The sequence below is a fragment of the Streptacidiphilus albus JL83 genome (assembly GCF_000744705.1).
GTDB classification, from domain to species: Bacteria; Actinomycetota; Actinomycetes; order Streptomycetales; family Streptomycetaceae; genus Streptacidiphilus; species Streptacidiphilus albus.
The window spans coordinates 1,306,274-1,332,150 of the sequence record NZ_JQML01000001.1 but is presented as its reverse complement, the minus strand read 5'-3'; the positions used below and the strand labels follow the sequence as shown (position 1 = coordinate 1,332,150).

The 25,877-nt window shown below is 72.1% G+C and carries 23 protein-coding genes; 12 read left to right on the top strand and 11 right to left on the bottom strand.

Going from position 1 to position 25,877, the window contains the following annotated elements:
- Positions 1-14: 14 nt before the first annotated feature.
- The 3 genes from exaC (at position 15) to BS75_RS05805 (ending at position 3,911) form a co-directional block, all read left to right on the top strand.
- Positions 15-1,538 (top strand): acetaldehyde dehydrogenase ExaC, encoded by a 1,524-nt coding sequence (exaC, locus tag BS75_RS05815; RefSeq protein ID WP_034087427.1) that lies wholly within the window; start codon positions 15-17, stop codon positions 1,536-1,538.
- A gap of 114 nt (positions 1,539-1,652) precedes the next feature.
- Positions 1,653-2,075 (top strand): DUF779 domain-containing protein, encoded by a 423-nt coding sequence (locus BS75_RS05810; protein WP_042437541.1) that lies wholly within the window; start codon positions 1,653-1,655, stop codon positions 2,073-2,075.
- A gap of 237 nt (positions 2,076-2,312) precedes the next feature.
- The gene (locus BS75_RS05805) at positions 2,313-3,911 is read left to right on the top strand and encodes an APC family permease (RefSeq protein ID WP_081982117.1); all 1,599 of its coding nucleotides are present in this window, start codon (positions 2,313-2,315) and stop codon (positions 3,909-3,911) included.
- A 196-nt stretch (positions 3,912-4,107) separates the two neighbouring features.
- Here BS75_RS05805 and BS75_RS05800 read toward each other — a convergent pair whose 3' ends face one another.
- The 4 genes from BS75_RS05800 to BS75_RS05785 all read right to left on the bottom strand — a co-directional run bounded on the left by BS75_RS05800 (position 4,108) and on the right by BS75_RS05785 (position 10,959).
- The gene (locus BS75_RS05800) at positions 4,108-4,989 is read right to left on the bottom strand and encodes a sugar phosphate isomerase/epimerase family protein (protein WP_052069219.1); all 882 of its coding nucleotides are present in this window, start codon (positions 4,987-4,989) and stop codon (positions 4,108-4,110) included.
- Positions 4,990-5,415: 426 nt separating this feature from the next.
- Positions 5,416-6,435 (bottom strand): ADP-ribosylglycohydrolase family protein, encoded by a 1,020-nt coding sequence (locus tag BS75_RS05795; RefSeq protein ID WP_034087426.1) that lies wholly within the window; start codon positions 6,433-6,435, stop codon positions 5,416-5,418.
- Between the two features lie 129 nt (positions 6,436-6,564).
- On the bottom strand, positions 6,565-7,737 hold the full coding sequence (locus BS75_RS05790) for a UDP-N-acetylglucosamine--N-acetylmuramyl-(pentapeptide) pyrophosphoryl-undecaprenol N-acetylglucosamine transferase (RefSeq protein ID WP_034087425.1): 1,173 nt from the start codon (positions 7,735-7,737) through the stop codon (positions 6,565-6,567).
- Between the two features lie 69 nt (positions 7,738-7,806).
- A complete protein-coding gene (locus BS75_RS05785) occupies positions 7,807-10,959 on the bottom strand; it encodes a glycoside hydrolase family 38 N-terminal domain-containing protein (protein WP_034087424.1) in 3,153 nt (1,050 codons plus the stop codon).
- Positions 10,960-11,204: 245 nt separating this feature from the next.
- Between BS75_RS05785 and BS75_RS05780 the strand changes: the two genes are divergently transcribed.
- Positions 11,205-13,007, top strand: coding sequence for an adenylyl cyclase (locus tag BS75_RS05780; RefSeq protein WP_169790772.1), 1,803 nt, complete (start codon positions 11,205-11,207; stop codon positions 13,005-13,007).
- Here the strand turns inward: BS75_RS05780 and BS75_RS43940 are convergent.
- Positions 12,980-13,732, bottom strand: coding sequence for a hypothetical protein (locus tag BS75_RS43940; RefSeq protein WP_152645773.1), 753 nt, complete (start codon positions 13,730-13,732; stop codon positions 12,980-12,982). The genes BS75_RS05780 and BS75_RS43940 overlap by 28 nt on opposite strands.
- A 225-nt stretch (positions 13,733-13,957) precedes the next feature.
- On the opposite strand from BS75_RS43940, the gene BS75_RS05770 reads away from it, so the two are divergent.
- From BS75_RS05770 to BS75_RS05755, 4 genes are all read left to right on the top strand, one after another.
- Entirely contained in the window at positions 13,958-15,307 is a 1,350-nt protein-coding gene (locus tag BS75_RS05770; RefSeq protein ID WP_052069217.1) for a glycoside hydrolase family 18 protein, read from the top strand.
- Positions 15,308-15,556: 249 nt separating this feature from the next.
- Positions 15,557-16,012 (top strand): MarR family winged helix-turn-helix transcriptional regulator, encoded by a 456-nt coding sequence (locus BS75_RS05765; RefSeq protein WP_034087423.1) that lies wholly within the window; start codon positions 15,557-15,559, stop codon positions 16,010-16,012.
- Complete coding sequence (locus tag BS75_RS05760) at positions 16,009-16,920, top strand: ABC transporter ATP-binding protein (RefSeq protein WP_081982116.1); 912 nt, start codon at positions 16,009-16,011, stop codon at positions 16,918-16,920. Before BS75_RS05765 ends, BS75_RS05760 begins: the two co-directional genes overlap by 4 nt.
- Positions 16,880-17,746, top strand: coding sequence for an ABC transporter permease (locus BS75_RS05755; protein ID WP_034087422.1), 867 nt, complete (start codon positions 16,880-16,882; stop codon positions 17,744-17,746). The genes BS75_RS05760 and BS75_RS05755 overlap by 41 nt, the downstream gene beginning before the upstream one ends.
- A gap of 40 nt (positions 17,747-17,786) precedes the next feature.
- On the opposite strand, the gene BS75_RS05750 is transcribed toward BS75_RS05755, so the two are convergent.
- Together BS75_RS05750 and BS75_RS05745 are read right to left on the bottom strand one after the other, a co-directional pair.
- Positions 17,787-18,779 (bottom strand): LLM class flavin-dependent oxidoreductase, encoded by a 993-nt coding sequence (locus tag BS75_RS05750; RefSeq protein ID WP_034087421.1) that lies wholly within the window; start codon positions 18,777-18,779, stop codon positions 17,787-17,789.
- A 147-nt stretch (positions 18,780-18,926) separates the two neighbouring features.
- The gene (locus BS75_RS05745; protein WP_034087420.1) at positions 18,927-19,397 is read right to left on the bottom strand and encodes an NUDIX hydrolase; all 471 of its coding nucleotides are present in this window, start codon (positions 19,395-19,397) and stop codon (positions 18,927-18,929) included.
- Positions 19,398-19,635: 238 nt separating this feature from the next.
- Here BS75_RS05745 and BS75_RS05740 point away from each other — a divergent pair, with 238 nt between their 5' ends.
- On the top strand, positions 19,636-20,721 hold the full coding sequence (locus BS75_RS05740; RefSeq protein WP_034087419.1) for an S-(hydroxymethyl)mycothiol dehydrogenase: 1,086 nt from the start codon (positions 19,636-19,638) through the stop codon (positions 20,719-20,721).
- On the top strand, positions 20,721-21,362 hold the full coding sequence (locus BS75_RS05735) for an MBL fold metallo-hydrolase (protein WP_034087418.1): 642 nt from the start codon (positions 20,721-20,723) through the stop codon (positions 21,360-21,362). The genes BS75_RS05740 and BS75_RS05735 overlap by 1 nt, the downstream gene beginning before the upstream one ends.
- Positions 21,363-21,401: 39 nt before the next feature.
- Here BS75_RS05735 and BS75_RS05730 read toward each other — a convergent pair whose 3' ends face one another.
- A complete protein-coding gene (locus tag BS75_RS05730; RefSeq protein WP_034087417.1) occupies positions 21,402-21,875 on the bottom strand; it encodes a MarR family winged helix-turn-helix transcriptional regulator in 474 nt (157 codons plus the stop codon).
- A 92-nt stretch (positions 21,876-21,967) separates the two neighbouring features.
- On the opposite strand from BS75_RS05730, the gene BS75_RS05725 reads away from it, so the two are divergent.
- Complete coding sequence (locus tag BS75_RS05725; RefSeq protein WP_034087416.1) at positions 21,968-22,522, top strand: YceI family protein; 555 nt, start codon at positions 21,968-21,970, stop codon at positions 22,520-22,522.
- Between the two features lie 20 nt (positions 22,523-22,542).
- Here BS75_RS05725 and BS75_RS05720 read toward each other — a convergent pair whose 3' ends face one another.
- Positions 22,543-24,087, bottom strand: a complete 1,545-nt coding sequence (locus BS75_RS05720; protein WP_231607684.1) for a DHA2 family efflux MFS transporter permease subunit — start codon at positions 24,085-24,087, stop codon at positions 22,543-22,545.
- 157 nt (positions 24,088-24,244) lie between these two features.
- Here BS75_RS05720 and BS75_RS05715 point away from each other — a divergent pair, with 157 nt between their 5' ends.
- A complete protein-coding gene (locus BS75_RS05715; protein ID WP_034087415.1) occupies positions 24,245-24,679 on the top strand; it encodes a MarR family winged helix-turn-helix transcriptional regulator in 435 nt (144 codons plus the stop codon).
- 81 nt (positions 24,680-24,760) lie between these two features.
- Here the strand turns inward: BS75_RS05715 and BS75_RS05710 are convergent, their stop codons facing one another.
- On the bottom strand, positions 24,761-25,279 hold the full coding sequence (locus BS75_RS05710) for a DinB family protein (protein WP_034087414.1): 519 nt from the start codon (positions 25,277-25,279) through the stop codon (positions 24,761-24,763).
- Positions 25,280-25,345: 66 nt separating this feature from the next.
- Positions 25,346-25,867, bottom strand: a complete 522-nt coding sequence (locus tag BS75_RS05705; protein ID WP_034087413.1) for a GNAT family N-acetyltransferase — start codon at positions 25,865-25,867, stop codon at positions 25,346-25,348.
- Positions 25,868-25,877: the final 10 nt, after the last annotated feature.

The window sequence follows — 25,877 nt, the reverse complement described above, 5'->3', positions numbered from 1 at the left end:
GACGGAGGTCACACATGGCCCGCTACGCAAGCCCGGGCGAGCCCGGCGCGAAGATGAGCTTCCTGCCGCGCTACGACCACTGGATCGGCGGCGAGTTCGTCGCACCCGCCCAGGGACGCTACTTCGACAACCCGACGCCGGTCACCGGGCAGACGTTCTGCCAGGTCGCCCGGGGCACGGCCGAGGACATCGAGAAGGCGCTCGACGCGGCCCACGCCGCGGCACCGGCCTGGGGCCGGACCTCGGCGGCCGAGCGCGGGACCATCCTGAACCGGATCGCGGACCGGATGGAGGCCAACCTGGAGGCCCTCGCGGTCGCCGAGACCTGGGAGAACGGCAAGCCGATCCGGGAGTCCCTGGCCGCCGACATCCCGCTGGCGATCGACCACTTCCGCTACTTCGCCGGGGCGATCCGGGCCCAGGAGGGTTCGCTCTCCGAGCTCGACGACGACACCGTGGCGTACCACTTCCACGAGCCGCTGGGCGTGGTCGCGCAGATCATCCCGTGGAACTTCCCGATCCTGATGGCGACCTGGAAGCTGGCGCCGGCGCTGGCCGCCGGCAACGCCGTGGTGATCAAGCCGGCCGAGCAGACCCCGGCCTCGATCCACTTCCTGATGAGCCTGATCGCGGACCTGCTGCCGCCGGGCGTCGTCAACATCGTCAACGGCTTCGGCGTCGAGGCCGGCAAGCCGCTGGCCTCCAGCCCCCGGGTCGCCAAGGTCGCCTTCACCGGCGAGACCACCACCGGGCGGCTGATCATGCAGTACGCCTCGGAGAACATCAAGCCGGTGACCCTGGAGCTCGGCGGCAAGAGCCCGAACCTGTTCTTCGACGACGTCAGCTCCGCCGACGACGACTTCCTCGACAAGGCGCTGGAGGGCTTCACCATGTTCGCCCTCAACCAGGGCGAGGTCTGCACCTGCCCCTCCCGGGCGCTGATCCAGGAGGGCCACTACGGCGAGTTCCTGGAGGCGGGGATCGAGCGGACCCGGCAGATCGTCCAGGGCCACCCGCTGGACACCACCACGATGATCGGCGCCCAGTGCTCCAACGACCAGTTGGAGAAGATCCTCTCCTACCTGGACATCGGCCAGCAGGAGGGCGCGAAGATCCTCATCGGCGGCGAGCGGGCGCAGCTCTCCGGCGAGCTCGCGGGCGGCTACTACGTCCAGCCGACGATCTTCGAGGGCAACAACTCGATGCGGATCTTCCAGGAGGAGATCTTCGGCCCGGTGGTCTCGGTGGCGCCCTTCGCCACCTACGACGACGCGATCCGGATCGCCAACGACACCCTCTACGGCCTCGGCGCGGGGGTGTGGACCCGTGACGCCACCACCGCCTACCGCGCCGGGCGCGCGATCCAGGCCGGCCGGGTGTGGACCAACTGCTACCACGCCTATCCGGCGCACGCCGCCTTCGGCGGCTACAAGGGTTCCGGCATCGGCCGGGAGAACCACAAGATGATGCTCGACCACTACCAGCAGACCAAGAACCTGCTGGTCAGCTACTCGGCCAAGAAGCTCGGCTTCTACTGAGCCGAACCGCGGCCGGTGCCGCCGCGCCGACCACTGGACGGCGCGGCGGCACCGGCGGACCCTGGTGGCAGACGTGAGCGGACGGCCCCGGGCCGGGGCGGAGGGGTGGATGCCATGAGCACCGTCGACGAGGTGGCGCGAGTCGCCGTGACCGAGGCCGCGGCGGACCTGCTGCGCACCCTCTACGCGGCCAACGGGCCGCTGATGTTCCACCAGTCCGGCGGCTGCTGCGACGGCAGCTCGCCGATGTGCTATGTCGACGGCGAGTTCCGCACCGGCGCCTCGGACGTGCGGCTGGCCGCGCTGCGGATCGACGGGGTGCCGGAGCCGGTGGGCTTCTGGATGTCCAAGGACCAGTTCGCCCGCTGGCGGCACACCCATCTGACGGTGGACGTGGTCCCGGGGCGCGGCGGCGGCTTCTCGCTGGAGGCGCCGGAGGGGATGCGGTTCCTGATCCGCTCCCGGCTGCTGACCGGGGCCGAGACGGCCGTGCTGGAGCAGATCCCGCTCCTGGACGGCAGCACCACCTCCGGCTGAACCGGATATTTCGCCTGATGAGGTGATGCGCCGAGCCTGAACGGGGGGTCGCGTCGGGCCGAGTGGACTCCACTGTGACGCGCCTCTGCCGCCCGGCGGTCCGGGGGGCCTACCATCCGTTCACTGACGTGCCGTCAGCGAGGTGTAGACCCGTTCCCGCCAGGCCGGCTCCGCCGAGCCGGAGCACAGCACTGCCGTCCGCGCCCCGGTCCGAACGCGAAAGGCAACGAATCCCTCATGAGCACTCCGTCCGGCGCACCCCGCGTCCCCGAGGACGCCTATCCGACCGCCACCGGCTCAGGTGTCGGCGAGAAGGGTCTGAAGAGCAACGCGCTCGGCCTCTTCTCGTCCATCGCCATTGGAATCGCCTCCACCGCGCCCGCCTACAGCCTGGCGGCGACCCTCGGCGTGATCGTCGCGGGCGTCGGGCTCCAGGCGCCGATCGTCACCATCCTGGCCTTCGTCCCGATGCTGCTGATCGCCTACGCCTACAAGGAGCTCAACCAGGTCGACCCGGACTGCGGCACCACCTTCACCTGGGCGGCCAGGGCCTTCGGGCCGCGCACCGGCTGGATGGGCGGCTGGGGCATCATCGTCGCCGACGTCATCGTGATGGCCAACCTGGCGCAGATCGCCGGCGCCTACGGCTTCCAGCTGTTCGGCTTCTCCAGCCTGTCCAGCAGCACGCTCTGGACCACGGTCGCCGGGGTCGTCTGGATCATCGTGATGACCGCGATCTGCTACGTCGGCATCGAGGTCTCCGCCGCGCTCCAGCGCTGGCTGCTCTGCATCGAGGTGCTGATGCTGGTGCTGTTCTCCGTCTCGGCGCTGGTGAAGACCTACTCCAGCAATGCGCCGGCCGGATCGATCCACATCGCCGCCTCCTGGTTCAACCCCTTCGACGTCCCCAGCGTCAGCGCGCTGACCTCGGGCATCCTGGCCGCCGTCTTCATCTACTGGGGCTGGGACACGGCCGTCTCGGTCAACGAGGAGACCGCCGACCGCGAGCGCACCCCGGGTCGGGCCGCCGTCATCTCCACCGTGCTGCTGCTGCTCATCTACGCCTTGGTCTCGACCTCGGCGCTGGCCTTCGCGGGGGCCGGCACCAAGGGCATCGGCCTGGCCAACCCCGCCAACGTCGGTGACGTGCTGTCGGGCCTCGGCAACGCGGTCTTCGGCAGCCACGGGCTCGGCTGGTTCCTCGCCAAGCTGCTGATCTTCATGGTGCTGACCTCCTCGGCGGCCTCCACCCAGACCACGATCCTGCCGACGGCGCGGACCAGCTTCTCGATGGCGGTGCACAAGGCCATCCCGGCGAAGTTCGGAACCGTGCACCGCCGCTTCCTCACCCCGACCTACTCGACCGTGGCCATGGGCCTGGTCTCGATCGCCTTCTACGTCCTGCTGGTGGAGATCAGCGCCAATGTGCTCACCGACTCCATCGCCTCGGTCGGCCTCGGCATCGCCTTCTACTACGGGCTGACCGGCTTCTCCTGCATCTGGTACTTCCGCAAGGTGCTCACCCGCAGCGCCCGGGACATGATCTTCAAGGGGATCCTGCCCGGCCTCGGCGGCCTGCTGCTGCTGTTCTTCTTCTGCTACGCGGCCTTCTACGTCTATGCCAAGCCCTCGTACGGCGTGACCTCGATCGACCTGCCGATCTTCGGCAACACCGGCGGCGTCACCGTCATCGGCATCGGCTCGCTGCTGCTGGGCGTGGTGCTGATGCTGATCCAGTGGGCGGTCCAGGGATCCTGGTTCCGCAACCCGGACGTCCCGGTCAGCGCGGCGAGCCCGGACGCCCCGGCCGTCGCGGCGGGGCCGTCCGTCCCGTAGCAGCAGACGATCACTGCGTTGAACTCGTCGTACGCCCGGCCGGCCGGTCCGGTCACGCCGGACAGGCCGGCCACACCGGACAGGCCGGCCGGGGGTCGGCCGAGAAGCCGCCGCCATCGCCTGGCCTGGATCGTTGCTGCGCATCGTCCTCGCCCGCTGGGTCACCTGTGACTGATGGTGCCACCTGGGAATCCGGTCAGTGGCGGGTGTCCGCGCCGACCTCGGCCCGTCGTCGGGCTCGGCCCGAGCGCGAGGCGCAGGTGGTGCGCTCCAGCCAGTCGCGTCCGGCGGCGAGGGCCGGGGCGAAGCCGTCCGGCTGCGGCGGGCGGCGGGCGTCGTACTTCCAGACGAACCAGCCGTCGTAGCCGTTGTCGACGGCGGTCCGCAGCGCCGTCCGCAGCTCCGGCGGTCCGGCCGCGTCGTCCGGCGTCCGGCCCGGCGCGCCGTCAGGGACGGTGCCCTCCCCGGCGGGTGCGAGCTCCCGGACGTCGTGGACCTGGATGAAGCCCAGGTGGGAGGCGAGCCGGGCATAGGCGCGGGGGAGGTCCCCGCCCGGCTCCGGGGTGCCCTGGACGTCCCAGTAGGCACCGACCCCGGCCGCGCCGATCCGGTCGAGCAGGCCGGCCACCCGGCCCACCGAGTCCTGCGCGTCCTGGGTCTGCAGCAGGATCCGCACCCCGCAGGTCGCGGCCAGGCTGGCGACGGCCCGGAGCCTGCGCTCGGCCCGGACGCCGGACCCGCTGCCACCGGTGTCTGCGCCGCACGGCAGAACCCGGAGGTAGCGGGCGCCGACATCGGCGGCCAGCCAGATGTGGCGGCGCAGTTCGGCGAGCAGCTGTCCGTCCTCGCCGGGGGCGGTGACGTCGAGCGAGGTGACCAGCCCGAGCAGGGAGACCCCGGCCCGGTCGAAGGCGACGGCGATCTGCTGGCGCTCGGCCCGGTCGAGGCCGAGGTGGACCGTCTCGCCGGGACCGGAGCGCAGCTCCAGGCCGCGATAGCCGGTCTCCTGGGCGAGTTCGAGCAGTCTTTCGAGCGGTGGGGCGGGTAGGTCTACGACGGAGAATCCGAACATGTTCATGGGTATGGCCTCAGCGGATGGGTGCCGCCGAGGCGGCACCGTGTTCTGGAAACGGAGGGTCGGAGCGGTTCCGGGCCCGGAACTGCGGTGTGCCGTCCGGGCGGTGTGCTGGGCGGTGAAGGGTCGGCACGTGGGCGGTCACCGGCTGGACGCGCACGGCCGACAGTCCCTGATGAGCTCGCTGCGCGATGCTGAACAGCCACGGCGAGTCTCCTGTCGACACTGCGAATCAGCCCGTGTGATCATACGTGCGTGAAAGTGCTACTAACTGAGCATCTTCGAGCAGTGGCATGCAGAGTGTCAATGATGCTGCGCGGCTTTGACCGGACCCCGCGCATGCCGAGGAGGGCCCGGGCGGCGCCCTGGGCCCTCCTCACGTGCAACTCTCCGATGCGGGCACGGCCATGGGCCGCGCCCCGCGCCCGCTCAGCCGACCGGCGCGTCCCAGGCACGGCCGAGCGCCAGCAGCCGGTCGCGGTACTCGATGGTCCCGGTCCACTCGTCGGGCCAGGCGTCGGCGCCCAGGTGGGCCCCGGCGAAGGCCCCGGCGAGGGCGGCGATGGAGTCGGAGTCGCCCGAGGAGTACGCGCCCCGGCGGACCACCGACTGCGGGTCGTCAGGGAAGAGCAGGAAGCAGAACAGGCCGGTGGCGAGGGCCTCCTCGGCTATCCAGCCCGCGCCGGTGGCCAGGCAGGGGTCGGCCTCCCGGTCCGGCGCGTCCAGGGCGCGGTCCAGCCGGTCCAGGACCGCCAGGCACTCGTCCCAGCCCCGGGCGATGAACTCCTCCGGTGTCGGGTCCTGGGTGCGCAGGGCCAGATCGCCCAGCCAGTCCGCCCGGTAGACCGTCCGGTTCTCCCGGGCGTGGGCGCGCAGCAGCGGCAGCAGCTCGCCGGGCGCCGCGCCCTGCGCCAGCAGCCACACCGTCTGCGCCGTCAGCTCGCTCGCGGCCAGGGCGGTCGGATGACCGTGCGTCAGCCCGGACTGGAGCTGCGCGGCGCCGGAGCGCTGGTCCTGGGTCAGCCCCGGGACCAGGCCCAGCGGGGCCACCCGCATATTGGCGCCGCAGCCCTTGGAGTTCTTCTCGCTCGCCGCCTGCCAGGGTCCGCGCCCCGCCAGCGCGTCGCAGGCGCGCATGCAGGTCATGCCCGGCGCCCGGTTGTTCTCGGGGGAGTAGGACCACTCCACGAACGCCGCCCGCACCGGCGGCTCCAGCAGCTCCGCGCTGAGCGGCCCCCGAGCCATCGCCTCGACCAGCCCCTCGCCGAGCGCCAGCGTCATCTGGGTGTCGTCGGTCACGTAGGAGACCCCGCCCTGTACCGGGAGCGGCAGCCCCCGCCAGGGCCCCGACTTCGCCTCGATCTGCGCGATGCTGTTGAACTCGGTCGGGAACCCCATGGCGTCCCCGATGGCCAGTCCCAGCAGAGCCCCTGTGGCCGACTGCTTCATGACGCGTCCCCCGTACCGGTCGAGCTGCTCCCTGACCCGATCACGGTACCCCGCACCACCGACAGCCCCGGTGCGGAGCTATCCGGCGGGCGCCGATCGGCGCAGCCGCAGCGTCAGTACCTGGAAGGCCTACCCGGCCGCGTCCAGGAGCACGTCGACCAGCCGCTCGGCGGCGTCCGGTCGTCCCAGCGCCCGCGCCCGGTCGGCGACCTGAGCGCGCCTGGCGGGATCGTCGAGCAGCGGACCCAGCGCCTCGCGCAGCCGCTCCCCGTCGGTCTCGCCCAGCAGCGCCACCGCCGCGCCCTGCGCCTGCAGGTGCGCGGCGTTGTGCGCCTGCTCGTTGCCTGCCGCACTCGCCAGCGGGATCAGCACCGACGCCTTGCCCAGTGCGGTCAGCTCGCTGATCGTGCCCGCCCCGCTCCGCGAGACCACCACGTCCGCCAGCGCCAGCACATCGCCGACCTCCCCGGCCACGAACCCCGTCAGCTGGTAGCGCCCCGCCAACTCCGTTGGCAGCGCGGCCGCCACCGACTCCAGCGCCGCCACATTCGCCGGCCCGCACTGGTGGACCACGTTCGCCCGCTCCAGCAGCCACGGCAGCACCTCGGCGACCAGCGTGTTGATCTGCACCGAGCCCTGCGCCCCGCCCGTCACGTACACGGTCGGCAACCGCTGGTCGAAGCCGTAGAGGCCCAACGCCTCCACCGCCTTCTGCGCGTGCCCGTTCAGCACCGCAGGCCGCACCGGGTTACCCGTCACCACCGCCGAGGAGCGCACCGCATCCGGCAGCAGTTCCAGCGAGGCCTCGGACGACAGCGCGACCCGCGCCGCGGTCCGCACCAGCGCCCGGTTCGCCAGCCCCAGCCGAACCGTCTGCTCGTGCACCACCAGCGGCCGACGGCACATCCGCGCAGCCAGCCCCACCGGTACCGCCACGTAGCCGCCGGTGGAGAACACCACCGACGGCGTGAAATCCGCCACGATCGTGCGGGCCTGTGCCGCCCCGAGCGGCACCCGACCCATGTCCCGGACGTTCTGCGGTGACACCAGCTTCAGCGGGTTGCCCGACCTACGGATCTTCCCCGTTGCCACCGTCCGGAACGCAATGCCCTCCGCTGCTGCGACCCGCGCTTCCAAGCCCTCCGCTGTACCCACCCACAGCACGTCAAGCGCCCGCCCGGAGGCGGACAGCCGCGCCTGCAGCGCCCGGACCGCAGTGAGTGCCGGATAGGTGTGGCCGCCCGTTCCCCCGCCCGTGACGATCAGACGAAACGGCTGAGCAGCACCTGTACCGAAACCCATCAAAACTCCCAACTCGCTCGTAGGGCACCACATTAACCGCCACGACCTCGCCACACCCGCAGGCGGCGGCTATCGGCGCAGCCGCAGCGTCAGCACCTGGAAGGGGCGGAGGGTGAGCGGGACGGCGCCGTCGTCCGTCAGGGGGAGCGGCGGTTCGGGGAGCGGGCGTTCCAGCAGGTCGGTGGTTCGGGCCTGGGCCACGGCGAAGGCCGGTCGGAGGCGGGTGGCGGCTCGGCCGCCGAGGGATTCGTAGAGCCGGACGACCACGTCGCCGCTGCCGTCGTCGGCCAGCTTCACCGCCTCGATCACGACGGCCGCGCCGTCGGTGGTCACGAGCGGGGCGAACGGGACGGTCGCCGGGCCGGTCCGCAGCGGGAGGTTGAGCGCGTAGCCGGCCGCGACGGCGTCCGCGACGCCGGCGCCCGGCAGCAGGGCGTAGCGGAGGCGGTGCCGGCCCTGGTCGGTGCCCGGGTCGGGGACGCGGGGCGCGCGGAGCAGGCTGAGCCGCAGCGTGGTGGTGGTGCCGCCGTCCGCGCGGACGTCGCGGGTGACGTCGAGGCCGTAGGTGGAGTCGTTGACCACGGCGATGCCGTAGCCGGGCTCGCCGAGGTGGGTCCAGCGGTGCTGGCAGACCTCGAAGCGGGCCGCGTCCCAACTGGTGTTGGTGTGGGTGGGACGCCGGACATGGCCGAACTGGATCTCGGAGGCGGCGTGGTCGGCCCGGATGTCCAGCGGGAACGCGGCCTTGAGGATCTTCTCGCGCTCGTGCCAGTCGACCTCGGTGTCGATGTCGACGCGCGGGCTGCCGCAGTCCAGGGTGACGGTCTGCACGATCCGGGAGTCGCCGAAACCGCGCTCGATCCGGACGGCGGCGCGCAGCGGGCCCTCGGCGACGACCTCCACCGCCTCGGCGTCGGTCAGGTCGGTGCGCCGGCGCCGGTAGTGGGCGTCGATGTCCCAGGCGTCCCAGTGGTTGGGCAGGTCGGTGTGGAGCTGGAGCAGGTTGCCGGGAGCGCCCGGGGCCAGCGCCTCGCGGTCGGCGACCAGGTCGCGGACGGAGCTGAGCAGCCCGTCGGCGTCGACGACCAGCCGGACCAGGCCGTTGTCCAGCACGATCCGCCCGTCCGCCCGACCGACCGTCACCTCGGCGGGCTGTCGGTCCGGCGGCGCGCCGAGCGGGGCCGCACCGGAGCCGGGGACACGGGTCAGCACGGCGGTGCGGCCGTCGGCCAGGGGCTGGCTGCGGGCACCGGGCGGGGCGGCGGCCGGGGCGGTGACGGCGACCACCTCCGTCCGTTCGCGTGGTGAGGCGTTCAGCACCGACGTCCCGGCGCTGCCGCTGCCGCTGCCGCCGTCGGCGAGCGCGGCACGGGCCTCGGCGATGATCGCGTTCAGCTCGGCGGCCACGGCCGCATGGGTCGCCTCGGCCTCGCGGTGCACCCAGGCGATGGAGCTGCCGGGCAGGATGTCGTGGAACTGGTGCAGCAGCACGGTCTTCCACAGCCGGTCCAACCGCTGGTACGGATAGCCGAACCCGGCGTGGACGGCGTGGACGGCGGCCGTCGCCGACCACAGCTCGGCCTCGCGCAGCAGGTGCTCGCTGCGGCGGTTGCCGGACTTGGTGCGGGCCTGGCTGGTGTAGGTCGCGCGGTGCAGCTCCAGGTACAGCTCGCCGACCCAGACCGGGGCGTCCGGGTACTCGGCCCGGGCGTCGGCGAAGAAGCGGTTGGGGTGCTGCACCTCCACCCGGGGCGAGCCCTCCAGGTCGCGCAGCCGGCGGGCCCGCTCCATCATCTCGCGGGTGGGGCCGCCCCCGCCGTCGCCGTGGCCGAAGGGCGCGAGCGAGCGGGTGCCGCGGCCCTTCTCCCGGTAGTTGCGCTCGGCGTGCGCCAACTCCCGTCCGGACAGCACCGCGTTGTAGGTGTCGACGGAGGGGAAGTGGGTGAACACCCGGCTGCCGTCGATCCCCTCCCACCAGAAGGTGTGGTGCGGAAAGGAGTTGCTCTGGTTCCAGGAGATCTTCTGGGTGAGGAACCAGTTCATCCCGGCGAGCAGCGCCAGCTGCGGGAAGGCGGCGGTGTAGCCGAAGGAGTCCGGCAGCCACACCCCCTCGCACTCCACGCCGAACTCCTCGGCGAAGAAGCGCTTGCCGTGCACCAGTTGACGGGCCAGCGCCTCGCCGCCGGGCAGGTTGCCGTCCGCCTCGACCCACATTCCGCCGACCGGCGCCCACTGCCCGGCCCGTGCCGCCTCCTGCATCCGCCGGTAGATCTCCGGCCAGCGGTCCCGCACCCAGGCGTACTGCTGGGCCTGCGAGCAGGCGAAGACGAAGTCGGGGTACTGCTGCGCCAGGGCGGTCACATTGGCGAAGGTCCGGGCCGCCTTGCGCTCGGTCTCGCGGAGCGGCCAGAGCCAGGCGCTGTCGATATGGGCGTGGCCGACGGCGGCGACGGTGTGGGCGCTGGCGTGGGCCGGTCGGGCCAGCACCTCGACCAGCCGGGCGCGGGCCTCGGCGGCGGTGCCCGGCACGTCCAGCGGATCGACGGCGTCCAGGGCGTGGTCGACGGCGCGCAGCAGCTCGTGCCGGCGCGGGTCGCCGGTCGACAGCTCGTGCATCACTCCGCCGGCCACCTCCAGGTCGAGCGCCAGGTGCCAGACGTCCTCGTCCAGGACGGCGAGGTCGGCGCGGGCCATGGTGTAGAGCGGGTCGGCCGGCGCGGTGAGCTTGTCGCCGAAGGGGGTGGGGCGGACGAAGCCGTTCCCCAGGACGTCGGGGTTGGCGGCGGCCTCCAGCAGCAGGTGGACCCGCTCGCCGCCCTCGGCCCGCTGCGCCACCGGCACGTACTGGTTCTGCGGCTCGATGCCCTTGAGCGGCCGTCCGTCCGCGTCGTGGACCAGGGCCTCGGCCTGATGGCCCGGCCAGGCGCCGACGAACCCGAGGTCGAACACCGCCTCCACCCGCCGCCCGGCCCACTCGGCCGGCACCTCGCCGGTGGCCCGGATCCACAGCGTGGACCACGGCCGACCCCAGCGCTCGCCCACCGCGAAGGGGCGTCCCTCGGCCTCCAGTCCGGCCATGGCCTCGGCGACCGGCACCGGCTCGTCGGGGACCTGCCAGGCCGTCAGTTCCAGCGGCACGGAGGCGGTGTGGACGGCGGGCCGGATGCGCTGGGACAGCATCCGTTCGAGCCGTGCCTCGGCGAGCAGGCGATCGTCGTGCATGCGCGAGTCCTTACTCGGGATGTCCAGAATAGGCACGGAACGCGCCCCGCGGACGCAACCGGACCGGCCATTCCGCGCGGGCGTCGCTCCGTTCGACCAGTGAACGCAGCGGCACGGGTGAACTGCCGCCGCCTACAGGCTATTGACGCTGTATGGCCCACCTGCTTCACTTCCCCCTGAGAGCGCTCTCTTGCGCTCCAGGACGAGCCGCAGCACCCTCCCCAACCACCTCGCCAGGGAGAGCCATGTCCAACTTCCCCACCCGTCGTGCCGTGCTCCGCGGTGCGGCCGTCGTCGCCGCGCTGCCGCTGGTCGGCGAGCTCTCGGCCGGATCCGCCCTCGCCTCGTCACCGGCCGGCCACGGCCGTGGAGCCGCGGACCTGGGCGCCAACGTCCTGGTCTTCGACCCCTCCATGGGCGACGCGGCGATTCAGGCCCAGGTCGACGCCGTGTTCAACACTCAGCAGTCCAACCAGTTCGGCACCGAGCGGTATGCGCTGGCCTTCCGGCCGGGCAGCTACAACGTCGATGTCAACGTCGGCTTCTACACCCATGTGCTGGGCCTCGGCGACAGCCCGGACGACGTGGTGATCAACGGTCATGTCACGGTCGACGCGCAGTGGTTGCAGGGCAACGGGACGCAGGACTTCTGGCGCTGCGCCGAGAACCTCTGCATCGTCCCGCCGGACGGGCTGGACCGCTGGGCGGTGGCCCAGGCCGGGCCGATGCGCCGGGCGCACATCAAGGGCGACCTGTCGCTCTGGCCCAGCCCGCCCGGCAACCAGTGGTCCAGCGGCGGATTCCTGGCCGACAGCGTGGTCGACGGCCAGGTCCAGTCGGGTTCGCAGCAGCAGTGGCTGTCCCGCAACGACAGCTTCGGCAGCTGGACCGGCTCCAACTGGAACATGGTCTTCGTCGGCACCGAGGGCGCCCCGGCCCAGAGCTTCCCCGATCCCCCCTTCACCACGGTCGACGAGACCCCGACCGTTCGGGAGAAGCCCTTCCTCACGGTCGACGCGCACGGCCGCTACCAGGTCTTCGTGCCCGCGCTCCGCAGCAACTCGGCCGGGACCAGTTGGGCGGGCGGCCGGGCGAAGGGGTACAGCATCCCGCTGGACCGCTTCCACGTGGCCCGGCCCGGCGACTCCGCCGCCACCCTCAACCAGGCCCTCGACCGGGGGCTGCACCTGCTGCTCACCCCGGGCGTCTACGCCCTCTCCGCGCCGCTCCGGGTGACCCGGACCAGCACCGTCGTCCTCGGACTCGGCCTGGCCACCCTCCAGGCCACGCACGGCAACTCGCTGATCGAGGTGGCCGACGTCGGCGGGGTCTCCGTCGCCGGGGTGATCCTGGAGGCCGCCTCCGCCGACTCGCCGGTGCTGCTCCGGGTCGGCCACGGCCGCAGCCGGGCCCGGCACGCCGACAACCCCACCGTGCTCTTCGACGTCTACGCCCGCATCGGCGGCGCCGTCGCCGGTGGCGCCGCGGTCAGCATCCAGCTCGACAGCAACGACGTGATCTGCGACAACCTCTGGCTCTGGCGGGCCGACCACGGCAACGACGGCACCGTGGGCTGGTCGGTCAACCCGGCCGACACCGGCTTCCTCGTCAACGGCGACCGGGTCACCGCCTACGGCCTGGCCGTCGAGCACTACCAGAAGTACGAGGTGCTCTGGAACGGCGAGCACGGCCGCACCTACTTCTTCCAGAACGAGCACCCCTACGACGTCCCGACCCAGTCCGCCTGGGTCCACGACGGCACCAACGGCTACGCCGCCTACAAGGTCGCCGACTCCGTCAGCGACCACCTGGCCTGGGGACTGGGCAGCTACTGCTACTTCGACCTGCAGGCCGACATCTACACCGACCGGGCCTACGAGGTCCCGGACACGCCCGGTGTGGTCTTCACCGACCTGATGATCGTCTGCCTCAACGGCGTCGGCGGCGGAGGCATCCTGCACTGCATCAACAACACCGGCGGCCCGGTGGAGAACGGCTTCGGCACCTACAACATGACCGGCTACTCCAACGGCGTCGGCAGCGACTGACCCCGCTGTCCGCCGGTTCCCGACGACGGCCCCCGCCGCGCGTGGCGGTCCTCCCGACCGCCTCGTGCACGGGGGCCGTCGTCGTGCCTGGCGGCGGGCGGCAGGCTGCCGACGGCGGCGACGGCGTGCGGGCCCAGGCGGCACTGCCAGACGGCGGTCCCGCCGTCCGCGACGGGGTGCAGGCCGAGGTGGTGGACCGGGCAGACGGGCCAGACCCGCCAGTCGAACTCCATCACTCCCTCCTGGACGTGGTCCGCGACGGCGATGAGCGCGGAGGTGAGGTCCTCGGCGTCGACGGTGCGCAGGCCGTTGCCGTGCATCCGGCCACCGGTGAGCTCGACCTTGTAGTCGAGCGGGGAGGAGTCCGACATCGGAACCAGCCGCGCGGTGCTGCCGGACCAGGAGGGCGGCAGGTCGGCCGCCACCGTGCCCAGGGCCTGTTCCAGCAGGACGAGGCGTTCCGGGGCGAGCCGGAAGTCCGGCAGGAAGGCGGTGCCCTCCAGGAGCTGCTCGGCCAGCTCGCGCAGCCGCTGCGGACCGATCTCCTCCGGGCGGCGGGCCACCACCTCCTCGACGGCCGGCTCGTAGCGCCCCCAGTCGAGCAGCAGGCAGGCCAGCTCCACCACGTCGTCGCTGCGGAGCCGGTCGTCGCGCAGGCCGATGTACACCCGGGCGCAGAGCTGGTCGATCGCCTCCAGCGCCGTCCAGTCCATGATTTCGTCCATGCTGGCGATTATCACCGCGATGGACGCTTTCGGCCGACTCCATTCCGGCGCCGTGCAACTGACGGAGCATTGACCCCGCACGATCACATGGACTATACCTAGCCCTCACGTGGTCTATACCATGTTGGTGCGACGTCGGGGGGCGGCACAGTCTCCGACGTGCCCCTGTGTGCGATGTATCCGCCCTTCCCCCATGCCCCCCACGGCACTTGTTGAGGAGAGCCCATGTCCGCACCGTCCTCCACCGGTTCGTCCGGTCGCCGCCGTCCCCGGCGGCTGCTCGCCGCCGCCACCTCGGCCGGCTGCGCCGTCGCGCTGCTGGCGGCGCTGCCCGGAAGCGCGCAGGCCCAGGCCAGGCCTGCCCCGGCGGCCAGTGGCAGCCAGCAGGAGAAGCAGCTCGTCGGCTACTTCACCCAGTGGGGCATCTACTCCGGCTTCCTGGAGAAGAACCTGATCACCACCGGCGAGATCAACCACCTCACCGAACTCGACTACGCCTTCAGCGACATCGCGCCCGACGGCACCTGCTCCAGCGGTGACAGCTGGGCCGACTACCAGCGGCCGTTCGCGGCGAGCGAGTCGGTGAACGGGCAGGCCGACGCGGCCGGGCAGACGCTGCTGGGCAACTTCAACCAGCTGCGCGAGCTCAAGGCGGCCTACCCCAAGCTGAAGATCGTGATGTCGATCGGCGGCTGGGCCTGGTCGAGCCAGTTCTCCCAGCTGGCCTCCACCGCCGCCGGACGGCAGAAGTTCGTCGCCTCCTGCATCGACCAGTACATCAAGGGCGACCTGCCCGGCCTTCCGGCCGGCGCGGCGGCGGGGATCTTCGACGGCTTCGCGGTCGACTGGGAGTACCCGGGCGAGCCCGGCAACGGCAACCCCTACGGCGCGCAGGACACCCCCGACTACACCGCGCTGATGCAGGAGTTCCGCACCCAGCTGGACGCGGCCAGTGCGAGCGGCACGGGGGACTCGCACTACCTGCTGACCGCCAACACCTCGGCCAACCCGGTCTTCGCGGCGCAGCTGCAGCTCAAGCAGGTGGCCAAGGTGGTGGACTGGTTCAACGTCATGACCTTCGACTACCACGGCAGTTGGGAGCCGGCCGGTCCGACCGACTTCGCGTCCGCGCTGTTCACCGACCCGCGCGACCCGAACCCGGCGAACAACAGGTTCAGTGTCAACCAGGCGGTGCAGTACTACGAGTCCCAGGGGGTGCGCCCGTCGCAGATCTCGCTCTCCATCCCCTACTACGCGCACGAGTGGACCGGGGTCGCTCCCGGGCCGAACGGCGACGGGCTGTTCCAGACCGCGACCGCCGGCGGCGGGACGCCGAACTACAACACGGTGGTGGCCGCCCCCGGCAAGACCTACTTCGACCCGCTGTCGGACGCGCCGTACAAGTACGACGCGGCGACCGGAACCTTCTACACCTATGACAGCCCGCTCTCGGTGGCGGTCAAGGGGGCCTACATCAACGCGCTGGGCCTGCGCGGAACGATGGTGTGGTCGCTCGACGGCGACACCTCGAACGGCGCGCTGACCGCCGCGCTGGGCAAGAGCCTCGGCCACTGAGGCCGGCGGGTCGAACGAGGCCGGCGGGTCGAACGACTCCGCGCACCGCGCGGACCTGAACCCGGTCTGATCCCGGTGCGAGCGGTTCCGGGATCGGACCGGACCAACGGCGGTTCGCCCAACTGCGTCTTTCCGAACCGCGGCTCTCCAACTGTGGCACCGCGCCGGATCCCTGATGACTCAGGGGTCCGGCGCGGTTCTTTTCCGGCCCCCTGGAAGTTAGCTCTACTCAGGAGCTAAAATGACTGTATGACCGAGGCTGAAGTGCCAGAGGACTTTGCCGAGTTGCTGGTCGGTATCCAGCGACTGATCGTCCGCCGCTCGCAGCAGGGGGAGGGCGACCTGAGGCTGCGCGGGGCGCAGATCGGGCTGATCCGACTCGTCCGCGCCAACCCCGGCATCGGGGTGTCCGCCGCCGCCAAGGAGCTGCACCTGGCCGGCAACTCGGTGTCCACCCTGGTCAACCAGCTGGTCGCGGTCGGGCTGCTGGAGCGGCGGACCGCCGCCGAGGACCGGCGGGCCGTGCACCTCACGGTGACGCCCGCAGCGGTGGAACGGCTGCTCGACTGGGACGCGCGCCGGACCGACCTGGTGCGCAACCAGGTCGCGGCGCTCGACCACGAGGACCGGGCGGCGCTCGCCGCCTCGGTGCCCGCGCTGCGCAGGCTCGCCCAAGGCCTGCACGAGGACCTGGAGGGGCCATGACCACTCAGCAGTCCGCCGTGGAACCGGCGGCGGAGGCCGGAGCGGCCGGGGAGCCGGCCGAGGGGCCGGGGACGGAGGCCGCAGTCCGCTGTACCGGGCTGTCCTACGCCTTCGGCAGCACCAAGGCCGTCGACGACCTCGACCTCACCGTCCGCACCGGCGAGATCTTCGGCCTCCTCGGCCCCAACGGCGCCGGCAAGACCACCGCGATCCGCGCCATCACCACCCTGCTGCCGGTCCCGGCCGGCATGATCCAGGTCTTCGGCACGGACGTCGCCCGCGAGAAGATGTCCGTCCGCCGACTGCTGGGCTACGTGCCGCAGCAGCTCTCCGCCGACGGCGGGCTGACCGGGCGCGAGAACGTCGCGCTGTTCGCCCGGGTCTACGACGTCACCCGGCGCGAGCTGCGCGCCCGGGTCGACGAGGCGCTGGAGGCGGTCGCCCTCACCGACGCCGCCGAGCGGCTGGCGAGCACCTACTCCGGCGGCATGGTGCGCCGGCTGGAACTGGCGCAGGCGCTGGTCAGCGCCCCCCGGCTGCTGATCCTGGACGAGCCCACCATCGGCCTCGACCCGATCGCCCGCACCAGCGTCTGGGACCGGATCAGCGAGATCAAGGACGCCACCGGGATGACCGTGCTGGTGACCACCCACTACATGGACGAGGCCGAGCAGTACTGCGACCGAGTCGCCCTGATGCACAAGGGCCGGATCCGGGCGCTCGGCACCCCCGAGCAGCTCAAGGCCGATCTGCAGGAGAAGTTCACCGCCCCCACCCTGGAGGACGTCTTCCGCCACTACGCGGGCGCCGGGCTCCAGGGCGGCGACGGCGGTTCCGAGGGCGAGTCCGATGGAGAGGATTTCCGCGATGTCCGCCGCACCCGCAACACCGCTAACCGCGTCCGCTGACGCGGGGGCCGAGCACGGGCGACCGCTCGACCTGCTGCTCTCCCCGCCCCGCGCGCGGACCGGCTGGACCGTCGTCCCGGCCCGGGTCGGCGCGATGTGCATCGTGGAGCTGCAGAAGCTGCGCCACGACCGCACCGAGCTCTACACCCGGGCGATCCAGCCCGCCCTGTGGCTGCTGATCTACGGCGAGACCTTCACCCGGCTGCACGCCATCCCCACCGGCGGCATTCCCTACCTGGACTTCCTGGCGCCGGGCATCATCGCCCAGTCGGCGATGTTCATCGCCATCTTCTACGGCATCATGATCATCTGGGAGCGGGACGCCGGCGTTCTCACCAAGCTGCTGGTCACCCCCACCCCCCGGGCCGCGCTGGTCACCGGCAAGGCCTTCGCGGCCGGGGTGAAGGCGGTGATCCAGGCGCTGGTGGTGGTCGTCATCGCCGCGCTCCTCGGCGTCGGCCTGACCTGGAACCCGCTCAAGCTGATCGGCGTGGCGGTGGTCGTCATCCTCGGCGGGGCGTTCTTCTCCTGCCTGTCGATGACCATCGCCGGGATCGTGCTCACCCGCGACCGGCTGATGGGCATCGGCCAGGCCATCACCATGCCGCTGTTCTTCAGCTCCAGCGCGCTCTACCCGGTCAGCGTGATGCCGGGATGGCTGCAGGCGATCAGCAAGTGCAACCCGCTCAGCTACCAGGTCGACGCGCTGCGCGGGCTGCTGCTGGGCACGCCCTCGCACCTCGGCACGGACTTCACCGTGCTGGTGGTCGCCGCGCTGGCGGGCATCCTGGCGGCCTCCTCGCTGCTGGGCCGGCTGGCCAAGTGAGCTGCCGGGTCGGCGCCGGCGCCGGCGCCGACCCGGTCGGTCAGAGCGTGGCGAGCTGAGGGAGGACCTGCTCGCCGAAGAGCCGCAGGCTCTCCCAGCCGGCGTCGACCGGTATCCCGCCGCAGAGCGGATGCAGGGTGATGCTGTCGAACGGGCCCCCGGCGCGGGCGATCTCCACGCACTCCGCCGGGGTCAGGCAGCAGTAGATCCCCTCCGCCCGCAGCTGCTCCGGCGTCAGCGCCGTCGAGCGGAGGGCCGAGGTGATGTCCTCGGTCTGCCAGCCCCGGTAGGTCGCGGCCTCGTGCAGGAAGTGGCTGCCGTAGCGGGCCCAGGCCCGGTCCGGGTCCTCGGTGCAGTGGACCATCCGGGTCAGTTTCTGCGGGAGCAGCGCGTACCCGCCGGCCAGCCCGGCCTCGGCGGCCAGCCGGTCGTAGTACTCGGCCAGCTCCGGCAGGTGGGCGGCGGTCATGAAGGGCAGCCCGAGCCGGACCGCGCGCCGCACCGCGACCCGGGAGGAGCCGCCGATCATCAGCGTGGGATGCGGGTCGGTCAGCGGTCGCGGCGTCACCCGCACCGTCCGGCCCCGGTACTCGAACGGCTCGCCGGTCCACGCGGCCAGCAGGGTGCTCAGCACCTCGTCCTGGAGCCGGCCGCGCTGTGCCCAGTCCCGCCCCAGCGCCGCGTACTCCTCCGGGCGGTAGCCGAGGCCGGCGACCAGGCTGAGCCGGCCACCGCTGAGGTGGTCGAGCACGGCGACGTCCTCGGCCAGCCGCAGCGGCTCGTAGAGCGGGGTGAGGATCGCGCAGAGCATCACGCCGATCCGCTGGGTGGCCCCGAAGATCGCTCCGGCGGTGGACAGCGGCGAGGGGCTCCAGCCGTCGTCGGCACCGTGGTGCTCCTCCAGGCTGATCAGGTCGAAGCCCTCGCGGTCGGCGTAGCCGGCCATCTCCACGGTGGCCCGGTAGCGGGCGGCGACCTCGTGCCGGTCCAGCCCCGGGGTCACCTGGTTGAACCGCAGCGTCGTCACGGTCATGGGAGCACCACCTCCATTGCTGACGGTGTGTCAGATGATGTCAGCAGTAGCACGGGCGACCGGAGAGCGGAAGTGGCGCGGCGAATCCCGTCGCCCCTGCGGCACGGCGTCCGCTGCGCCGCGGCGTCCGCTACGGCACGGCTTCCGCTACGGCGCGGCGAACCAGGTGGGCTCCTCGCCCTGGGCCCGCGCGATCCGGTCGAGCGAGCGGGTCGACAGCTCGGGCAGCGCGGTCGGCGGGAACCAGCCCACCTCCAGCGACTCGTCGTCGTTCACCCGGGCCTCGCCGCCGACCGCGCGGCAGCGCAGCGTGATGTCCATGAACTGGCACCGGTCGCCGTTCGGGTAGACGATCGCCGGCTGGGCATCCACCGACACCACCCGCTCCACCACGCAGTGGACGCCGGTCTCCTCCAGCACCTCGCGGACCGCCGCCTCGGCCGGCTGCTCGCCCGGCTCGGGCATGCCGGCCAGCACGGCCCAGTTGCCGGTGTCGGCGCGTCGGCCCAGCAGTACCTCGCCCTGCTCGTTGAAGACGACGGCGCTCACGCCCGGAAGCCAGAGCAGCTGCTGCCCGGCCGAGGCGCGGAGGGTGGTGATGAATTCGGGGGTTGCCATGGCTCGACCCTGTCCAACTCGTTGATCGACTGTCAAGCGCGCTGCGCCGTCCGCCGTCGGCCGGGCACCCGGCCGGAGTACGGTGTTGATCTCCCGTCCGACGGGCCGCGCCGGAGCGGGGGCACGGTGCGGAGCCAGCAGCACAGCCACCCCAGCAAGCAGCCACCCAGCGAGCACCCACCCAGCAAGCACCCACCCAGCAAGCACCCACCCAGCAACCAAGAGGGAGAAGGCAACCATGGCCCAGCGTGTACGCGGTGTGATCGCGCCCGGCAGGGGCGAGCCGGTCCGGATCGAGACCGTCATCGTCCCCGACCCCGGGCCCGGCGAGGCCGTGGTCAAGGTCCAGGCGTGCGGGGTCTGCCACACCGACCTGCACTACCGCGAGGGCGGGATCAACGACGATTTCCCGTTCCTGCTCGGCCACGAGGCCGCCGGGATCGTCGAGGCGGTCGGCGAGGGCGTCACCGAGGTCGCGCCGGGCGACTTCGTCATCCTCAACTGGCGCGCGGTCTGCGGCCAGTGTCGCGCCTGTCGGCGCGGGCGGCCCCAGTACTGCTTCAACACCCACAACGCCGAGCAGCGGATGACGCTGGAGGACGGCACCGAGCTCTCGCCGGCCCTGGGCATCGGCGCGTTCGCCGAGAAGACCCTGGTCGCGGCCGGGCAGTGCACCAAGGTCGACCCGGCCGCCTCCCCGGCCGCCGCCGGACTGCTCGGCTGCGGCGTGATGGCGGGCCTGGGCGCGGCCGTCAACACCGGCAATGTCTCGCGCGGCGACACGGTGGCCGTCATCGGCTGCGGCGGCGTCGGCAACGCGGCGGTCATGGGCTCCCGGCTGGCCGGGGCCGCCCGGATCATCGCGGTGGACATCGACGACGACAAGCTCGCCACCGCGCTCCGGCTGGGTGCCACCCACAGCGTCAACTCCCGCACCGAGGATCCGGTCGAGGCGGTCCGCGCGCTGACCGGCGGCCATGGCGCCGACGTGGTGATCGAGGCGGTCGGCCGCCCGGAGACCTACAAGCAGGCCTTCTACGCCCGCGACCTGGCCGGGACGGTGGTACTGGTCGGCGTGCCGACCCCGGAGATGACGCTGGAGCTGCCGCTGCTGGACGTCTTCGGGCGCGGCGGCGCGCTCAAGTCCTCCTGGTACGGCGACTGCCTGCCCTCCCGGGACTTCCCGATGCTGATCGACCTCTACCTCCAGGGCCGGCTCGACCTGGACGCGTTCGTCTCCGAGACGATCCCGCTGGACGGGGTGGAGCAGGCCTTCGTCCGGATGAACAAGGGCGAGGTGCTGCGTTCGGTGGTGGTCCTCTGATGGCCGGCACCGGTTCCGCGCGGATCGAGCACCTGGTCACCTCCGGCAGCTTCGAGCTGGACGGCGGCAGCTGGGCCGTGGACAACAACGTCTGGCTGGTCGGCGACGAGGCCGAGGTGGTGGTGATCGACGCGGCCCACGACGCGGCGGCCATCGCCGCGGCGGTGGGGGAGCGGCGGCTGGTGGCCATCGTCTCCACCCACGCCCACAACGACCACATCGACGCGGCCCCGGCGTTGGCCGAGGCCACCGGGGCGCCGGTGCTGCTGCACCCGGACGACCTGCCGCTGTGGCAGCGGACCCATCCCGACCGGGCCCCCGACGGCGAGCTGCGGGCCGGCGGGCGGATCGCGGTCGCCGGCGTGGAGCTGACCGTGCTGCACACCCCGGGGCACAGCCCCGGCGCGGTCTGCCTCCATGCGCCGGAACTGGGGGCGCTGTTCTCCGGCGACACCCTCTTCCAGGGCGGCCCGGGAACGACCGGTCGCTCCTTCTCGCACTTCCCGACGATCATCGACTCCATCCGGGACTCGTTGCTGTCCCTGCCGCCGGAGACCGTGGTCCACACCGGCCACGGCGAGTCCACCACGGTCGGTGCCGAGGCGCCGCACCTCGCGGAATGGATCGCCCGGGGACACTGACGGCCCAATCCCGCCACCGCGCGGGTCCGGCTCCCGGCCTCAGCCCTCGGGCGGGGCCGAGAGCCGGTCGAGGACGCGGTCGGCGACCGCTGCCAGGGCGTCGACCTGTTCGGCGGTGAGCGCGTCGAAGACGTAGCGGCGCACGGCGGCGACGTGCTGCGGGGCGGCGGCCCCGATCGCGCTCCGGCCCGCCTCGGTGATCACGGCGTAGGCCCCGCGCCGGTCCTGCGCGCACTGCTCGCGGGTTATCAGCCCGCGCCCGGTCATCCGGGCGAGGTGGTGCGACATCCGACTCTTCTCCCACTGCAGCGCGGACGCCAGCTCCAGCACCCGGACGCGGCCGCCGGCGGTCTCCGACAGCTGCACCAGGACGTCGAAGTCCGCGAGCGAGAGCTCCGAGTCGGCCTGCAGCTCCTGTCCGAGCCGGGCCGTGAGCCGGGCTGTCATCTGCAGGAACGACCGCCACGCCTGCTGTTGCGAGTCTTCCAGCCACGGTGTGTCGTTGGTTTTCATAACGACCGATCCTAGCGATGTTGGTTGACGTGTCATCGAAGTCGGCTAGCATAGTTGGTGAAGATTCAACTACCTCTCGCCGAGGAGCCCGAATGACGACCGCCATCACCCCCGACCTGTCCGGCAACTACACCATCGACCCGGCCCACAGCCGGATCGGCTTCGTCGCCCGTCACGCCATGATCACCAAGGTCCGCGGCTCGTTCACCGAGTTCGTCGGCACGGTGTTCGTCGACGCCGAGGACCCGTCCAAGTCCTCCGCGAACGTCGTGATCGAGGTGGCCAGCGTCGACACCCGCAACGCGGACCGGGACGGCCACCTGCGCACCAACGACTTCCTCGACGTCGCCAACCACCCGCAGATCACCTTCCACTCGACCTCGGTGGAGCTGAAGGGCGAGGAGAAGGTGCTCCTGACCGGCGACCTGGCCATCCGCGGCGTCACCCAGCGGGTCACCCTGGACTTCGCCTACGACGGTGCGGCCACCGACCCCTTCGGCAACCACCGGCTGGGCTTCGAGGGCACCCACACCATCAGCCGTGCGGACTTCGGCATCAGCTGGAACGCGGCGCTGGAGACCGGCGGCGTGCTGGTCAGCGACAAGATCGTGCTGGAGTTCGAGCTCTCGCTGATCAAGGGCGCCTGAGCATCAGCGGCGCCTGAGCATCAGCGGCGCCTGAGCGTCGTTCCCGCCGTCCGCCCACCGGCGCCGCTTCGGCCGGTCGGCGGACGGGCGCGCGTCCCGGTGCCGCCGTCCGGGGTTGGAGCCGGGGCCGGGAGCGATGCCGGGGTCGGGGGATGGGCAGGGGCAGGGTCGTGGGGCTCCGTTGCCGCGTCGGCGGTCTGCGGAGGTGCGGCGGCGGCCCGGCGGGCGACCGCGTCCGGCATGGTCAGGCTGAAGAGCGCGGCCAGCGCGGCCAACAACGCCAGCAGCCGGTAGCCGTCCTGGTAGGCGCCGAGCGGCGGCGACGCGGCGCCGTGCCGCGAGCTGCCGAGGACCAGGGCCGTGGTGACCACGGCCGGGGCCAGGGCGCCGGCCGTCTGCCGGACCACGGTGTTGAGCGTGGTCGCGTGGCCCACGTCGCCCTTGGCCACGGTGCTGAGCGAGGCCACGGTGGTCGGCATGAACACTCCGCCCATGCTGACGCCCAGCAGGAACATGTAGAGCCGGAACGTCCACAGCCCGGTGTGCAGGTCGCAGGTGGACAGCAGGAGCAGCACCCCGGTCACGCCGGCCATCCCGGCGGCGATGATCAGGCGCGGCCCGACCCTGGCGTAGAGCGCGCCGGCCACCTGGACGGTCAGCAGCACGCCGAAGGCCTCGGTGAAGGTGCTGGTGCCCGAGTCCAGGGCGGACCGGCCCTGGGCCTCCTGGAGGAACAGCGGGCCCAGGAACATCGCCCCCATGATCGGTATGTAGCCGACCAGGCAGATCAGATTGGTGTCGCGGAACAGCCGGTCGGTGAACAGCCGCAGTTTCAGCACCGGCTCCGCGGTGCGCAGTTGCACCACCACGGCGGCGCCGAGCAGCAGCGCGCCGACCGCCAGCGCGGTGTCCACCGGGGCCGAGCCCCAGCCCTGCTGGGAGCCCTCGCACACCCCGTACATCAGGGTGGCCAGGCCGGAAGCGGAGAGCAGCAGGCCGGGGACGTCCAGTCGGCCCGGCGCGTGGTCGCGGTGCTCGTCCAGGAAGAGCAGACCGAAGGTCAGCGCGGCTGCGCCGACCGGCAGGTTGACGTAGAACACCCAGCGCCAGGAGGCGCCGTCGACCAGGAGTCCGCCGAGGATCGGGGCCAGCGCCGGGGCCACCTGCTGCGGGAAGATCATCAGTCGGGAGGCGCGGACCCGCTCGCTCGCCGAGAAGGTCCGGAAGAGCAGGGTGGCGCCGGCCGGCAGCAGCAGTCCGCCGCCGAGGCCCTGGAGGGCGCGGTAGCCGACGAGCTGACCGAGGTTCTGGGCGGAGCCGCAGAGCGCCGAGGCGCCGACGAACAGGGCCAGCGACAGCAGCACGACCCGCTTGCCGCCGAAGCGGTCCCCGAGCCAGGCCGAGGCGGGCATCACCATGCCGACGCAGACGGGGTAGACCACCACCACGCTGTCCAGGCCGGAGGCGGGGAGGTGGAACTGACGGCCGATGGAGGGGAGGGCCACGGTGGTGATGGCCCCGTCCACGATGGCCAGGAAGATGGAGGAGGCGACGATGACGGGCACGACGACACGTTGGCTGAGGCGGTGGGGCACTGACTCGGTCCTGTGAGAGGCGCGGGAGGATGACGGTGGCGTTGAGCGGCCGACAGGGCGACGCCACATATATTGAGCATACTCACTATGAGTGTCATCAGCATCAGGGAATCGGGGCACGGCACACATGCCAGTACCGGGGAGCAGCGACATCCTGGTGGACGAACTCTTCGCCACCACCACCCAGATCCGCACCTTCGTGGAAGCGCGGCTGAAGGTCCGCGGCGCGTCGGTGGCCCGGCTGCGGGCCATGCGGATGATGGCCACCTCGCCCGACCCGCTGCGGATGCGCGACCTCAGCGAGATGCTCGGCGTCGCCGCCCGCACCGCGACCGCCGTCGTCGACGCGCTGGAGCGCGACGGGCTGGTCGAGCGGGTGCGGCACCCCGAGGACCGGCGGTCCTTCCTGGTCACGCTGACCGCGCTGGGCCGCACCCGGCACCGGGAGGCGGAGGCGATCGACAGCAAGGCACTGGCCGATGCCACCGCCCGGCTCGGCCCGGCGGAACGGGAGCGGCTGCGGGAACTGCTGGCGCTGCTCCGCGATTCGGTGGAAGGCTGACCGCGACACCTGAGGGGACGGGTGGATGACGGGAATTCAGCAGGCCGGCTGCGGAAACGGGTCGGTAGCGGGCGCCCGGGGTCAGTTGCGCGGGTAGTCGCCGGTGCTGCCGTCGATCAGCTCGCGCAGGATGTCCATGTGCCCGGCGTGACGGGCCGTCTCCTCGATCATGTGGATCAGGACCCAGCGGAGCGAGACCGTACGGCCGTTCCAGGAGGTGCCCAGTGCGTCCAGGTCGAGCTCGGCGATGACCGCGTCGGCGGACTCCCGCGCCCGGCGGTGGAAGGCCAGGATGTCGGCGGCGGTCTCACCCGGCGCCGCCCGCATGTCGTCGTCGGGGGTGGCGCCCGGAACGGAGGGGTCGCCCGGGAGGGGCTCGGTCTCCCGGCCGAAGGTCCGGCAGAACCATCCGTACTCCACCGCGGCCAGGTGCTTGACCAGGCCCAGCAGGCTGGTGCCGCTGGCCGTCATCCGGCGGCGCAGCTGCTCGTCGTCCAGGCCTTCGACCTTCCAGAGCACGACGTCGCGCTGCCGGTCCAGGCTGCTGCGCAGCCCGGTCTTCTCGTCGGGGGTACGGGACAGGGCGGGATCTTGAGTCATGCCCGGCAAGCTAGCAGCCGGGTCCGACAGCTGCGCCGGATCCCGTTCACGCCGCCGAGTCGCGGCTCACACGCTGACGTCGATCTCCATCAGCGGCAGCTCCCGGCCGGGGATGCTGCCGGACGGGGTGCGGCCGATCGTCCTGGCGCCCATGGCGAGGTAGAAGGACTCGGCGTTGGGGTCCGCGTCGATGGTGAGGGTGTGGAAGCCCAGCGTCCGCGCCTGGGCCAGGACATGCTGCAGCAGTCGGCGGCCGAGGCCCCGGCCGATCGCGCCGGGGTCGACGAAGAGCATGCCCAACTCGCCCCGCCCGCCGCTCCCGGGCTCGGTGCCCGGCTCGGTCCCCCGCTCGTTCCCCCGCTCGGTCCCGGGCTCGCCGTCGAGCGTGGCGAAGCCCAGCAGTCGGCCGGGGCCGTCCTCGGCCACGACCACGCGTCCGGCCGCGAGCAACTCCCCGGGGACGGCGAGCTCGTCGTGGCAGGCCGTCATGAACGCCTCGTCATATCCCCAGTGGGCCTTGGAGCGCAGCGCCAGGGCATGCAGCGCGGCCGCCTCGTCGGTCCGGGCGGGCCTGAGTACGTCGGTCATGCGGTCCACT

Bases quoted from the DNA above. Each gene is read 5' to 3' on its own strand.
- BS75_RS05725 (WP_034087416.1), top strand. From the start codon at position 21,968: ATGACGACCGCCATCACCCCCGACCTGTCCGGCAACTACACCATCGAC.
- BS75_RS05740 (WP_034087419.1), top strand. From the start codon at position 19,636: ATGGCCCAGCGTGTACGCGGTGTGATCGCGCCCGGCAGGGGCGAGCCG.
- BS75_RS43940 (WP_152645773.1), bottom strand. From the start codon at position 13,732: ATGGACGAAATCATGGACTGGACGGCGCTGGAGGCGATCGACCAGCTC.
- BS75_RS05710 (WP_034087414.1), bottom strand. From the start codon at position 25,279: ATGACTCAAGATCCCGCCCTGTCCCGTACCCCCGACGAGAAGACCGGG.
- BS75_RS05765 (WP_034087423.1), top strand. From the start codon at position 15,557: ATGACCGAGGCTGAAGTGCCAGAGGACTTTGCCGAGTTGCTGGTCGGT.
- BS75_RS05735 (WP_034087418.1), top strand. From the start codon at position 20,721: ATGGCCGGCACCGGTTCCGCGCGGATCGAGCACCTGGTCACCTCCGGC.
- BS75_RS05790 (WP_034087425.1), bottom strand. From the start codon at position 7,737: ATGGGTTTCGGTACAGGTGCTGCTCAGCCGTTTCGTCTGATCGTCACG.
- BS75_RS05705 (WP_034087413.1), bottom strand. From the start codon at position 25,867: ATGACCGACGTACTCAGGCCCGCCCGGACCGACGAGGCGGCCGCGCTG.
- BS75_RS05785 (WP_034087424.1), bottom strand. From the start codon at position 10,959: ATGCACGACGATCGCCTGCTCGCCGAGGCACGGCTCGAACGGATGCTG.
- BS75_RS05715 (WP_034087415.1), top strand. From the start codon at position 24,245: ATGCCAGTACCGGGGAGCAGCGACATCCTGGTGGACGAACTCTTCGCC.
- BS75_RS05760 (WP_081982116.1), top strand. From the start codon at position 16,009: ATGACCACTCAGCAGTCCGCCGTGGAACCGGCGGCGGAGGCCGGAGCG.
- BS75_RS05755 (WP_034087422.1), top strand. From the start codon at position 16,880: ATGTCCGCCGCACCCGCAACACCGCTAACCGCGTCCGCTGACGCGGGG.
- BS75_RS05805 (WP_081982117.1), top strand. From the start codon at position 2,313: ATGAGCACTCCGTCCGGCGCACCCCGCGTCCCCGAGGACGCCTATCCG.
- BS75_RS05770 (WP_052069217.1), top strand. From the start codon at position 13,958: ATGTCCGCACCGTCCTCCACCGGTTCGTCCGGTCGCCGCCGTCCCCGG.
- BS75_RS05795 (WP_034087426.1), bottom strand. From the start codon at position 6,435: ATGAAGCAGTCGGCCACAGGGGCTCTGCTGGGACTGGCCATCGGGGAC.
- exaC (WP_034087427.1), top strand. From the start codon at position 15: ATGGCCCGCTACGCAAGCCCGGGCGAGCCCGGCGCGAAGATGAGCTTC.
- BS75_RS05780 (WP_169790772.1), top strand. From the start codon at position 11,205: ATGTCCAACTTCCCCACCCGTCGTGCCGTGCTCCGCGGTGCGGCCGTC.
- BS75_RS05810 (WP_042437541.1), top strand. From the start codon at position 1,653: ATGAGCACCGTCGACGAGGTGGCGCGAGTCGCCGTGACCGAGGCCGCG.
- BS75_RS05800 (WP_052069219.1), bottom strand. From the start codon at position 4,989: ATGAACATGTTCGGATTCTCCGTCGTAGACCTACCCGCCCCACCGCTC.
- BS75_RS05745 (WP_034087420.1), bottom strand. From the start codon at position 19,397: ATGGCAACCCCCGAATTCATCACCACCCTCCGCGCCTCGGCCGGGCAG.
- BS75_RS05750 (WP_034087421.1), bottom strand. From the start codon at position 18,779: ATGACCGTGACGACGCTGCGGTTCAACCAGGTGACCCCGGGGCTGGAC.
- BS75_RS05730 (WP_034087417.1), bottom strand. From the start codon at position 21,875: ATGAAAACCAACGACACACCGTGGCTGGAAGACTCGCAACAGCAGGCG.